Source organism: Streptomyces sp. P5F9 (assembly GCF_057961495.1).
In genome coordinates, this window is record NZ_JBXVPZ010000295.1 from 1 (window position 1) to 12,189 (window position 12,189).

General features: G+C 70.6%; 11 protein-coding genes. 5 read left to right on the forward strand and 6 right to left on the reverse strand.

From position 1 onward, the window contains the following. Positions 1 to 917 (forward strand): RluA family pseudouridine synthase (locus AC31A1_RS34560; RefSeq protein ID WP_489657093.1); only part of this gene is annotated, 917 nt, incomplete at its 5' end. Here AC31A1_RS34560 and AC31A1_RS34565 read toward each other — a convergent pair. From AC31A1_RS34565 to AC31A1_RS34590, 6 genes are all read right to left on the reverse strand, one after another. After that, positions 911 to 2,398 carry a cytochrome P450 gene (locus AC31A1_RS34565; protein WP_489657094.1) on the reverse strand — a complete coding sequence of 496 codons (1,488 nt, stop codon included), beginning with the start codon at positions 2,396 to 2,398 and terminating at the stop codon, positions 911 to 913. The two genes, AC31A1_RS34560 and AC31A1_RS34565, sit on opposite strands and share 7 nt — an antisense overlap. Before the next feature lie 52 nt (positions 2,399 to 2,450). Beyond that, positions 2,451 to 3,071, reverse strand: a complete 621-nt coding sequence (locus AC31A1_RS34570; protein ID WP_200680124.1) for a GTP-binding protein — start codon at positions 3,069 to 3,071, stop codon at positions 2,451 to 2,453. Further along, on the reverse strand, positions 3,052 to 3,456 hold the full coding sequence (locus AC31A1_RS34575) for a DUF742 domain-containing protein (RefSeq protein WP_489657095.1): 405 nt from the start codon (positions 3,454 to 3,456) through the stop codon (positions 3,052 to 3,054). Before AC31A1_RS34575 ends, AC31A1_RS34570 begins: the two co-directional genes overlap by 20 nt. Next, positions 3,453 to 3,860, reverse strand: a complete 408-nt coding sequence (locus AC31A1_RS34580) for a roadblock/LC7 domain-containing protein (RefSeq protein ID WP_489657096.1) — start codon at positions 3,858 to 3,860, stop codon at positions 3,453 to 3,455. Before AC31A1_RS34580 ends, AC31A1_RS34575 begins: the two co-directional genes overlap by 4 nt. Then, positions 3,857 to 5,443, reverse strand: coding sequence for a sensor histidine kinase (locus AC31A1_RS34585; protein WP_489657097.1), 1,587 nt, complete (start codon positions 5,441 to 5,443; stop codon positions 3,857 to 3,859). Before AC31A1_RS34585 ends, AC31A1_RS34580 begins: the two co-directional genes overlap by 4 nt. Before the next feature lie 318 nt (positions 5,444 to 5,761). After that, positions 5,762 to 6,397, reverse strand: a complete 636-nt coding sequence (locus tag AC31A1_RS34590; protein WP_489657098.1) for a TetR/AcrR family transcriptional regulator — start codon at positions 6,395 to 6,397, stop codon at positions 5,762 to 5,764. A 175-nt stretch (positions 6,398 to 6,572) separates the two neighbouring features. Here AC31A1_RS34590 and AC31A1_RS34595 point away from each other — a divergent pair, with 175 nt between their 5' ends. The 4 genes from AC31A1_RS34595 to AC31A1_RS34610 form a co-directional block, all read left to right on the forward strand. Further along, a complete protein-coding gene (locus AC31A1_RS34595; protein WP_489657099.1) occupies positions 6,573 to 7,397 on the forward strand; it encodes an urea amidolyase associated protein UAAP1 in 825 nt (274 codons plus the stop codon). Between the two features lie 20 nt (positions 7,398 to 7,417). Continuing rightward, positions 7,418 to 8,017 (forward strand): urea amidolyase associated protein UAAP2, encoded by a 600-nt coding sequence (locus AC31A1_RS34600; RefSeq protein WP_489657102.1) that lies wholly within the window; start codon positions 7,418 to 7,420, stop codon positions 8,015 to 8,017. After that, positions 8,014 to 11,523, forward strand: a complete 3,510-nt coding sequence (locus AC31A1_RS34605) for a 5-oxoprolinase/urea amidolyase family protein (protein WP_489657100.1) — start codon at positions 8,014 to 8,016, stop codon at positions 11,521 to 11,523. The genes AC31A1_RS34600 and AC31A1_RS34605 overlap by 4 nt, the downstream gene beginning before the upstream one ends. Before the next feature lie 33 nt (positions 11,524 to 11,556). Further along, positions 11,557 to 12,189, forward strand: a 633-nt coding sequence (locus AC31A1_RS34610) for an amidase family protein (RefSeq protein WP_489657101.1), incomplete at its 3' end; no start/stop codon positions are given.

Consider the following 12,189-nt stretch of genomic DNA (forward strand, 5'->3'; position numbering starts at 1 on the left):
CCCTCCCCCAGCGCGCCGGAGTCGACCCGGTGCGGGTCCGTCTGCCCCCCGAGGATTCCTGGGCCACCGTGCGCGAGTACCTGGTGGACCGGCTCTCGGGGGCGGGTGACGGGGTCGTCGACCAGATGATGGACGCCGGGCTGTTCGTCGGGGCGGACGGGACGAGCGTGGCCGGGTCGCCGTACGAACCCGGGATGTTCGTGTGGTTCCACCGGGAGCTGCCCGCCGAAGTGCCGGTGCCCTTCCCCGTGGACGTCCTCTACCGCGACGAGCACATCGTCGTCGCCGACAAGCCGCACTTCCTCGCGACCACCCCGCGCGGCAGTCACGTCGTCGAGACGGCGTTGGCGCGGCTGCGCAGGGAGTTGGGGATCCCGGATCTCGGCGCCGCACACCGGCTCGACCGACTCACCGCCGGGCTCGTGCTGTTCACGGTACGGCCCGAGGAACGGGGCGCGTACCAGGCGCTGTTCCGGGAGAAGCGGGTGCGGAAGGAGTACGAGGCCGTCGCGTCGTACGACTCCGGGCTCGGCCTTCCTACGACCGTGCGCTCCCGCATCCTCAAGGAGCGTGGGGTGATGGCCGCCCGGCAGGTCGAGGGTGAGGTCAACGCCGTCAGCCGCGTCGAGTTGGTCGAGGAGCGGGACGACGGGCTTGCCCGGTACCGGCTGGTGCCCAGTACCGGGCAGACGCATCAACTGCGCGTCCACATGAGCGCGTTGGGCGTGCCCATCCTCGGTGATCCGCTGTATCCCGTGGTCGACGACCCCGTGCCGGACGGTGATTTCCGGCGGCCGCTCCAACTGCTGGCGCGGGCGCTGGAGTTCACCGATCCGGTCACGGGGACCGAGCACCGGTTCCGTAGCGGGCGGGTGCTCGAAGCCTGGTCCTCGTACCAGGACTGGGCCGGTCAGTAGCCCCGCCACCACCTCAAGAACCGCTGCCACGCCCCGAGTCGACGTACCGGTTCCGGAGTCGGCACCGGCTGCGGCGGAGCCGTCACCTCGACGGGTTGCGGCATCGCGGCGGGCGGGGGCGGCGGGTCCGACGGCATGCCCACGTGCCAGGTGTGGCGCGGTTGCGGGACCGCCGCGTGGCCCGGCTTCTCCGAGACGTCCTGCGGGGGCTTCGGGGCGAACTGCACCGGCAGGTCCACCAGGTGGCGGGAGGCGATGGAGGCCGTCCAGCTCAACTCGTCCTCGTCGCAGTCGAGTTCGATGTCCGGGAGCCGCATCAGCAGCGCGTCCACCCCGGTGTCGGCGATGGCGCGGCCGATGTCCTGGCCGGGGCACTCGTGCGGGCCGCCGCCGAAGGCCAGGTGGGAGCGGTTGCCCATCATGTTGGCCTTGAGGTCGGGACGCACCCGGGGGTCCACGTTGCCCGGCGCCGGTGCGAAGAGGAGGCCGTCGCCCCTGCGGATGCGCTGGCCGCCCAACTCCGTGTCCTGCTTGGCGAAGTAGGCGAAGACGGTGGAGAACGGCGGCTCGTCCCACAGCGACTGCTCGACCGCCTCCGGCACCGTCATCTGCCCGCCGTTGAGCTGGGCGCGGAAGCGCGGGTCGGTGATGACCATGCGCAGCGCGTTGGCGAGGAGGTTGGTGGTGGCCTCGTAGGCGGCGAAGAGGACGAGCCGCAGGTGCTCCCTGACCTCGTCGTCGCTGAGCCCCGCCGGGTGCATGACGAGGTGGCTGGTGAAGTCGTCCGCGGGCTCGGCCCGGCGCAGGGCGGTGAGCCGGGTCAGGGCGTCCATGACGTACTGGTGGCTGGTGATGGCGGTCGCGGTGCCCTTGAGGGCGTCGCGGGCGGCCTCCACCATCTGGTCGTTGTACTCGTCGGGCATGCCGAGGATCTCGCACAGCACGGCCATCGGCAGGTGCTCGCAGAACTGGCTGACGAGTTCGGCGTGCCCCTGCTCGCAGAAGGTGTTGGCGAGGATCTGGGTGTAGCGGTTGATGTGCCGGCGGATGCCGCGCGGGTCGATGGTCGACATGGCGCCGGTCACCGCGCCGCGCAGCCGCAGGTGTTCGTCGCCCTCTGCGTGCGAGGCGATGGGCTGCCAGGCGATGTGCGGCATCAGCGGGTGGTCGGGCTTGACCATGCCCTCGCGCAGCGGCGTCCAGATGCGGCTGTCCCGGCTGAACTGCGAGGGCGTACGGACCATGTGCAGGTTCTCGGTGTGGCCGAGGACGACCCAGATCGGTACGTCGTCGTGGAGCAGCACCGGTGCCACGGGGCCGTGTTCGGCGCGGAGCTTCTCGTAGAGGCCGCCCAGGTCCACCGCCTCGGGGCCGTACAGCCGGTGCAGTCCCCCGGGCCCCTGGCCGTGCGCGGGGCAGCCGGGGGGCGGGCCGAGCCTGGTGTCGTCCGTATCGGTCGGAAAGTGGTGTTCAGGCGTCACGGTGATCGCTCCGAGAACTGAAGTGGATCCGGTGTCGGGGGAGTTGGGCGGGTCAGGTCAGTGAGCCCGTCATCGCCAGGGAGTGCAGGAAGCGCATCAGGGTCATCAGGACGTCCCGGCTGGAGGCGCGGCGGCGCGCGTCGCACTCGATGATGGGAATGTCCGGGGACAGGTCGAGCGCCGTACGCAGGTCCTCGATGGGGTAATGCGGGCCGTCCGGGAAGGAGTTGACGGCGATCACGAACGGCACCCCGCGCTCCTCCAGCCGTCCTATGACGTCGAAGCTGACTTCGAGGCGCCGCGTGTCGATCAGCACCACCGCGCCGAGCGCGCCCTCGAACAGCCCGTTCCACAGGAACCAGAAGCGTTCCTGGCCGGGGGTGCCGAACAGGTACAGCACCAGTTGGTCGGTGATGCTGATGCGGCCGAAGTCCATCGCGACGGTGGTGGCCGTCTTGCTCTCCGAGCCGTAGTTGTCGTCGACGCCGACGCCGGCCTGCGTCATGGTCTCCTCGGTGGTCAGCGGCCTGATCTCGCTGACCGAACCGACCATGGTCGTCTTGCCGACCCCGAAGCCGCCGACGATCACGATCTTCACCGCGGCCTGGGCCGTGTGCGGGAGATGGTCCTCGGTCCGAGGGCCCGTGATGGTGTCAGAGCTTTTGAAGTCCATGCATCACCGCTTCGAGGAGGGAACGGTCGGGGAGCGCCTGGCGGACGATCGGGGCGCGCGCCTGCACCAGTTCGGCCGTCAGCAGCTCGGTGAGCAGGACGGTCACCACGCTGTACGGCAGGTTGAGATAGGCCGACAGCTCGGCCACGGACAGGGGGGCGATACAGAGCCCGAGCAGGGCCGCCTGCTCCGGAGTGGCCGACTGCGGCGCGTCGGAACGCGCCACGATCAGCGTGACCAGGTCGAGTTCGGCCCGGTCGCCGTCCTCGGCCGCGCCAGTGAGCACGTACAGCCGCTCCGGGATCTTTCCTTCGCCCTGTTTCTTGCCGGGTTCGGGCGGCGGTTTCTCCGCGGGTTGTCGCCGCTGGCGTTGCGGAGGAGTCATACGGTCTGCCCGTTGCGCCTCGGCGGGCTGGTGAGGTGGGCGCCGATTCTGACGACGAGGTCACGCATGCGGTTGCTCATCAGGCCGGGTTCGGCGACCACGTCGGACAGGACGGCCAGGTAGGCGTTGGCGCCCGCGGCCATCAGATAGAAGTAGCCGCCGTTGATCTCGATGATGACCATCTTCATCCGGCCGTCACTGCGCGGGATCTCGGAGGCGACGGCACCCGCCAGGCTCTGCAGCCCGGCACAGGCCGCGGCGACGCGGTCGGCCGCGTCGGGGTCGCCGCCGTAGCGGGCGATGCGCAGCCCGTCGGCGGACAGGACCACGATCTGCTGGATGCCGGGCACGCCGTCGGCGAGATCCTTGAGCATCCAGTCGAAGTTGGCTCGCTGCTGGATCACTTGAGGTCCCCCTCGTCGTCGGCCTCGACTCGGGCCGGCTCGGTCTTCTGGGTGGAAGCGGTCGGGTCCGGGTCGCCCTTGAGGCCTTCCATGAACGCCTCGACCCACAGGCCAGGTTCGGGTTCGTCCTTCTTCTCCGGCTCGGGCTCGGGCGTGCCCCAGGCGGAGCGGGCCTCCCGTGCGGCGGCCTCGGCGCGCTCGGCGGCGGCCTGTTCGGCGTACCGCTGGGCGAGCGGGACCTTGACCCGGCTGCGGCGCTGCGGCAGGCCGCCCGCCGTCCACTCGGTGACCTCGGGAACCTCGTCCTCCATGCTCACCGAGGCCGGGATGCGCGGGCTCGTGGGGCGGCGCCGCTTGATCGTGCGCTTGGGGCCGTCGACCGCGCCGAGCTCCGCCTTGGGCAGGGCGGTGGCGCCGATGCCGTGGGCGAGTCCGGGCGCGGTGCCGGGCGTGAGCATCTCGCTGGGCACGATGAGGACGGCACGGACGCCGCCGTACGCCGAGGCACGCAGCGAGATCTGCATGTTGTACGTCGCGCACAGCCGGCCGACAACGGCGAGACCGAGGCGCGGACTCTCACCGAGGTCCTGGAGGTCGGTGCCGGCCTTGGCGCGCTCCAGCATGCCCTCGGCCCGCGCCCGCGACTCCTCGCTGAGGCTGACGCCGCCGTCCTCGATCTCGATGGCGACACCGGTCTGCACCTCTACGGCGGTGACGTGCACCTTGGTCTGCGGGGGCGAGTAACGCGTGGCGTTGTCGAGGAGTTCGGCCGCCGCGTGGATGACCGGCTCGACGGAGATGCCGCGGATGTTGACCTTGGCGATGGAGTGCAGCTCGATGCGCCGGTACTCCAGGATGCGGGACATGGCGCCGCGCAACACGCTGTACAGCGGCACCGGTTCGGGCCACTGGCGACCGGGGCGGCCACCGCCGAGCACCGAGATGGAGTCGGCGAGACGGCCGATCAGCGCGGTGCCGTGGTCGATGCGCAGGAGGTCGTCGAAGACCTCGGGGTTACGGCCGTGGTCCTCCTCCATCTCCCGGAGTTCCTTGGCCTGTTGGTGGACGATGGCCTGGACACGGCGGGCGATGCTGACGAAGGAACGCTGCGCGGAGTCACGCATGTTCTCCTCGCGCTGGACGATGTTGAGCACCGTCCTCAGCAAGTCGCGCTGCGGCTGCGGAAGTTGCCGCCAGTCGGGATCGGCGTCGACGACTTGGCGAATCACCTCTCCGGGGGATTCTCCGCTGCTGAGCCGGTAGAGCGTGGCGGGCAGGATCTCCTTGCCGAGCCGGAGCATCTCCGTGTTCTGGTCGGCGAGCCGCCGTTCCAGATACGCGGTGTGACGGTCGTGCTCGGCGCGAGCGTCCCGCAGGTTGCGTCCGCGGCGTACCGCCTCGGCCGCCGTCACGATCACCAGAAGGGTGGCGACGGCTCCGCACCAGCCGACGGCGATCCGGGCAGGCCCTGCCACCAGAGCGACGGCGGCCCCGGTCGCCGCGGCCATCACTATGGCGGGCGGCAACAGCACGCGCGCGTAGGGAAGTTCACGGCCACCGGGGGGCGATTGAACACTCACCATGTATGCCCTCTAAAGACAGGTCGGCTGGGGGGATCGAGGAAATCTGGGGGAGCTTCTGCATCTTTTGCATGTTTGGGAACAAGCGCACGAATACAGCCCAACTCGGTGCGCTGCGGGCGAGCTTAGTCCGACCGGATCACCGCTGTGTCATATTCAGCAAGCCCCTGAAAAGGGACACGGAAGGGGAGTACCCTCAGCCCATTTACACGCTGCGACTCCAATCGCACACAGCGAGTTACGACGAACGGGCATACGAAAATCACTCACCGTAAGGAGTGAGGCACCGCTTCCGACTCGGGTTCGGGCCCGAATTCCGGATCAGATTCCGGCGATGCGCAACGCGGCGTCGGCCGTCGCCTCCGCGAAGGCGGACACCGGCCGCTCGGGGTCGGAGCGGTGCACGAGGATGACACCCTCGATCAGCCCGAAGACCAGATCCGTGCGCAGCTCCAACTCGCTCTTGGCGAGCGCCCCGCCCGCTGCCGTCGCGGCGAGCAACTGCCGGTAGGCGTCCTTGAGTTCGGCACGCACGGCATGGAAGCCGGCGAAGCGTTCGGCGCGCACTTCGGGCAGCAGATACAGCCCGCCGAGGTTGTGCGAGCCGCCGCACAGCAGCTCGACGTCGGTACGGCACAGCTCCCACAGCCGGTCCTCGGCCGGGGTCGCGTCGTCCGCGAGGAGTTCCCGGGCGTACGTCAGGGAGGGCGTGACCGTGGACTCCAGCAGGTCCGCGAGCAGCTCCTCCTTGCCGGAGACGTAGTGGTACATCGACGCCTGCCGCATGCCCGCACGCTCGGCGACAGCCCGGGTCGTGGTGGCCGCGTAGCCGCGGGTGGTGAACAACTCGGCGGCGGCGGCCAGCAGTTCGGCGCGCGGGGACAGTCCGCTGTCCGGCCGCTGATCGGCCCGCGGCCTCCCGACCCGGCGGCCCCCCTGTGCACCTGTTGTCCCCATGCGTTCGATCCTCGCACACGGCCCCGGACCACGGACTCCTGGTGATCTTCGTGAGGGCTCGGTAACCGAGCGGCAACACCCGGGCAACCCCGGTGACCCGCCCGCCTCCTAATTTCTGTCGAGCGACAGAAATGCCGCACGCCCACGACGTCCCCGCAGCCGGAGGTCCCCCGCGATGGCGACAGCGACCACTTACGGAGCCCGCGACCACGCCCGCGCCCAGGAGGGCGAGCGGGCCGAGGCGATGCCCGTCGTCCCGGCCGGCGACTGGCAGGCGCCGCCCTGCGAGGCGGGCCACCTGGTGTGGGCCGAGACCGTCGCGGGCGGCAACTACACCCACCGCGTCCTGGCCCGCGGCACCGAACTCCGCCTGACCGACCTGCGCGGCGACGCCTGCGCCCACCTGCTCCTGTACGCGGCCGACCGCCCCTGGGAACGCCTCAACGTCGCCGACACGGTCAAGGTCCAGTGGAACGCCTACCTCGGCGAGGGCCAGCTCCTCCTCTCCGACCAGGGCCGCGTCCTCGCCTCCCTCGTCGCCGACACCTCCGGCCGGCACGACGCGCTGTGCGGCACCTCCACCCTGGTCCGCAACACCGAGCGCTACGGCGACGGCACCCCGCAGTCCGACTCCCCTGCCGGACGGGAGCTGTTCAAGCTCGCCGCCGCCAAGAACGGCCTGGAACCACGCGACCTGCCGCCCTCGCTCTCCTTCTTCCAGGGCGTCCGGATCCGCGACGACGGCTCCCTCGACTTCACCGGCTCGACCGGCCCCGGCGGCAGCGTGACCCTGCGCGCCGAACAGGACGTGACCGTACTGATCGCGAACGTCCCGCATCCGGCCGACCCGCGCACCGAGTACGTCAACACCCCGCTGGAGGTGCTCGCTTGGCGCGCCGAGGCCACCAAGCCGGGCGACCCGCTGTGGGAGGCGACCCCCGAGGGCCGCCGCGCCTTCCTGAACACCGCCGAATTCCTTGCCGCGAGGGGGCTCATATGAAGACCGAGGACGCACCGGCCATGAAGACGGTGGAAGTACCGGCCCGCGCCGCCTGGTCCGCCGTCGTACGGACGGGCGAGACCCTCACCATCACCGACCTGCACGGCAACCAGGCCGTCGACTTCCTCGTCTACGACGCCCACGACACGTCGGTCCGCTACAGCGCCCCCGACACGATCCACGCCCAGGGCAACCTCTTCCTGACCACGGGCAGCGTGCTGATGTCCAACGAGCACACCCCGCTGATGACCGTCACGGCAGACGAGGTCGGCCGGCATGACACGGTCGGCGGCGCCTGCTCCAAGGAGTCCAACACCCTGCGCTACGGCCACCACACCTGGTCGCAGCACGCGTGCGTGGACAACTTCCTCGCGGAGGGCGCCCGTTACGGCCTCGGCAAGCGCGACCTGGTCTCCAACATCAACTGGTACATGAACGTGCCGGTCGAGAAGGACGGCACCCTCGGCATCGTCGACGGTCTCTCCGCCCCGGGCCTCAAACTGACCCTGCGCGCCGAACGCGACGTCCTGGTCCTGGTCTCCAACTGCCCCCAGATCAACAACCCTTGCAACGGCTTCGAGCCGACAGCGGTGGAGATGACGATCGGGGTTTCTGGATGATCTTCGACACGCTGTTGATCGCCAACCGGGGCGAGATCGCCGTCCGCATCATCCGCACGGCCCGCGAACTCGGCCTTCGCACGGTCGCCGTGTACTCCGACGCCGACCGCTCTGCACCCCACGTCCGGCTCGCCGACGAGGCGGTACGGCTCGGCCCGGCACCCGCCAAAGAGTCGTACCTGGACGCCGACCTGGTCCTCAAGGCGGCCAAGGACACGGGCGCGGGCGCGATCCACCCCGGCTACGGCTTCCTCTCCGAGGACGCGGCCTTCGCCCGGCGCTGCGAGGACGCCGGAATCGTGTTCGTGGGACCGACTCCCGCACAACTGGAACTGTTCGGCGCGAAGCATACAGCACGGGCGGCGGCAGAGGCGGCCGGGGTGCAACTGGCGCCGGGCACAAGCCTGTTGGCGAACCTGGACGAGGCACTCGCCCAGGCAGCCCTGATCGGCTACCCCGTCATGCTCAAGGCGACCGGCGGAGGCGGCGGCATCGGCATGTCGGCCTGCCACTCCCCCGCCGAACTCACCGAGTCCTGGGAGCGCGTGCAGCGCGTCGCCGCCGCCTCCTTCTCCTCCGCCGGCGTCTTCCTGGAACGCCTCGTCGAACACGCCCGCCATGTCGAGGTACAGGTCTTCGGCGACGGCGACGGCAAGGTCGTCACCTTCGGCGACCGCGACTGCTCCCTCCAACGCCGCAACCAGAAGGTGGTGGAGGAAGCACCGGCACCAGGCCTGCCCACTCACATACGACAGCAACTTGCCACCTCCGCCCGCGACTTGTGCGCCTCGGTCGGCTACCGCTCCGCAGGCACCGTCGAGTTCGTCTACGACGCGACCCGCGAGGAGGCCTACTTCCTGGAGGTCAACACCCGCCTCCAGGTGGAACATCCGGTCACCGAGGAGGTCTACGGCGTCGACCTCGTCGCCTGGATGCTACGGCTGGCCCAGGGCGAAACCGACGTCGTACGCGACCCGGGCTCTCCGCGCGGCCACGCCGTCGAGGCCCGTGTCTACGCCGAGGACCCGTCCCGCGAACACCGGCCCAGCGCGGGCCTGTTGACCCGGGTCGAGTTCCCGGACGGCGAACGCGTCGACGGCTGGGTGGAGACCGGCACCGAGGTGACGACGTCGTACGACCCGATGCTCGCGAAGGTCATCGCGTACGGATCCGACCGCGCCCACGCGCTCCGACGGCTCGACGAGGCACTGGCCCGCACCCGCGTGGACGGCATCGAGACGAACCTGGGCCTGGTCCGGGCGGCGCTCGCGGAGCCGGACTTCCGTACGGCCACCCACTCCACGGCGACCCTCACTACCGTCACGGACCCCACGCCCCGCATCGAGATCGTCTCCGGCGGCACCCTCACCACGGTCCAGGACTGGCCAGGCCGCACCGGCTACTGGCAGGTCGGCGTGCCTCCGTGCGGCCCGATGGACGACCTCTCCTTCCGCCTCGGCAACCGCGCGCTGGGCAACGAGGAGGGCACCCCCGGCCTCGAATGCACGCTCCAGGGACCGGCGTTGAGGTTCACCCACGCGACCACGGTGTGCGTGACGGGCGCCCCGGCACCGGTGACGATCGACGGCACACCGGTCCCGCAGTGGGAGCCGGTGACGGTACCCGCGGGCGCGGCCCTGGAGATCGGCGCCCCGGCCGAACACGGCCTGCGGACCTACGTGTTGTTCGCGGGCGGCCTGGACGTACCCGCGTTCCTCGGCAGCGCGAGCACCTTCACCCTGGGCCGCTTCGGCGGACACAGCGGCCGGGCCCTGCGCACCGGTGACGTCCTGCACGGCGGCACGATCACCGAGGGCACACCCGTACCCACCGCCGACCGCCCAACCTTCGGTGCCGTGTGGGACGTCGCGGCGGTCGAAGGCCCGCACGCGGCACCGGAGTTCTTCACCGAGGACGACATCCGCGACTTCTACGCCGCCGACTGGAAGGTCCACTTCAACTCGGCACGCACAGGCGTCCGCCTGGTCGGCCCGAAGCCCCGCTGGGCCCGCACCGACGGCGGCGAGGCGGGCCTGCACCCGTCCAACATCCACGACACCCCGTACTCGGTGGGCGCCGTCGACTACACCGGCGACATGCCGGTACTGCTCGGCCCCGACGGCCCGTCCCTGGGCGGCTTCGTCTGCCCGGCCACGGTCATCAGCCAAGAGCGCTGGAAACTGGGCCAGTTCAGGCCCGGCGACACGGTCCGCTTCGCCCCGGTGAACGTCGACGGCTCGCCCCGCCCCGCCATCGTGGACGGCGGCATCCTGGCGAGGGACGGAGACGTCACCTTCCGCCGCAGCGGCGACGACAACCTCCTCGTCGAATTCGGCCCCATGCAACTGGACTTGGCGCAGCGCATGCGGGTCCACGCCCTGATGGAGGCGGTGGCGGAGGCCGACTTCGAGGGCGTCACGGACCTCACCCCGGGCATCCGCTCCCTCCAGATCCAGACGGACCCGAGCCGCCTGCCACAGTCCGAACTCCTGGCCGCGGTAAGGGAGACAGCAGCTTCCCTGCCCCCCACCGACCAACTGATCGTCCCCTCCCGCACGGTCCACCTCCCCCTCTCCTGGGACGATCCGGCGACCCGCGAGGCCATCGCCCGCTACATGGCGGGCGTCCGCGACGACGCCCCTTGGTGCCCGTGGAACATCGAGTTCATCCGCCGCGTCAACGGCCTGGACTCGGTACAGGACGTCTACGGCACGGTCTTCGACGCGGAGTACCTCGTACTGGGCCTGGGAGACGTCTACTTGGGCGCTCCCGTGGCAACCCCTCTCGACCCCCGCCACCGCCTGGTGACGACGAAGTACAACCCGGCCCGCACCTGGACGGCCGAGAACTCGGTCGGCATCGGCGGAGCGTACCTCTGCATCTACGGCATGGAGGGCCCCGGCGGCTACCAGTTCGTTGGCCGTACGACCCAGGTGTGGTCGGGCTGGCAGCAGCGCGGCGCGTTCGAGCAGGGCTCCCCCTGGCTCCTCCGCTTCTTCGACCGCATCAAGTGGTACCCGGTGGAGCCGGACGAACTACTCGAACTCCGGGCCGACATCACCTCCGGCCGCTTCGTCCCGCGCATCGAGGAGGGAACGTTCTCGCTCGCCGAGTACGAGGCGTTCCTCACCGAGAACGCCGAGTCCATCGCGGAGTTCAGGTCCCGCCAGCAGACCGCGTTCGGCGCGGAACGCGATGCCTGGGAGGCGGCGGGCGAGTTCACCCGAGCGGAGGCGGCGGCCGCCCCGGCACCACCGCAGGCCGAGGTCACGGTCCCGGCGGGCGGACGCCTGGTGGAAGCCGAATTCGCGGCGTCCGTCTGGCAGTTGAACGTGGAGCCGGGCGACGAGGTGACAGCGGGCCAGCCCCTGCTGGCCCTGGAGGCGATGAAGATGGAGTCCAGGGTGCACGCGCCCATGGCCGGCATAGTCACGGAAATCCTGGCCAGGCCCGGCGACCAGGTGGAAGCGGGCACGGCGTTGCTGGTCCTCGCCCCCGCAAGCTGAACCTCAAGCCGAACCGCAAGGAGCAAAAGAGAGATGTCGACCACGGTGTCCCGAGTCCGAGCCGCCTACGCCCGCATAGAGGCGGTGCACCGCCCAGAGATCTGGATCGACCTACGCCCGCAGCCGGAGGTCGAGCAGGAGGCACGGGCGCTGGACGAGCGAGTGGCAGCGGGCGAGCAACTCCCCCTCGCGGGCCGCCTGTTCGCGGCCAAGGGCAACATAGACGTACAGGGGCTGCCCACGACGGCAGGCTGCCCGGCATACGCCTACGCCCCGAAGACCGACGCCCCGGTGGTGGCCCGTCTCCGCGCGGCCGGCGCGATCGCGCTTGGCACCACGAACCTCGACCAGTTCGCCACGGGCCTGGTCGGCACCCGCTCCCCGTACGGCGCGGTCCGCAACGCCCACGACCCGGAGCGGATCAGCGGCGGCTCCAGCGCGGGTTCGGCCGTCGCCGTGGCGTTGGGCATCGTCGACTTCGCCCTCGGCACCGACACGGCGGGCTCGGGCCGGGTCCCCGCCGCGTTCAACGGCATCGTCGGGCTGAAGCCCACCCGGGGCCTGGTCCCGACGGCGGGCGTGGTCCCGGCCTGCGCGTCGATCGACTGCGTGACGGTCTTCGCCCGCACCCTCCCCGAGGCCGAACAGGCCCTGTCCTTCATGACC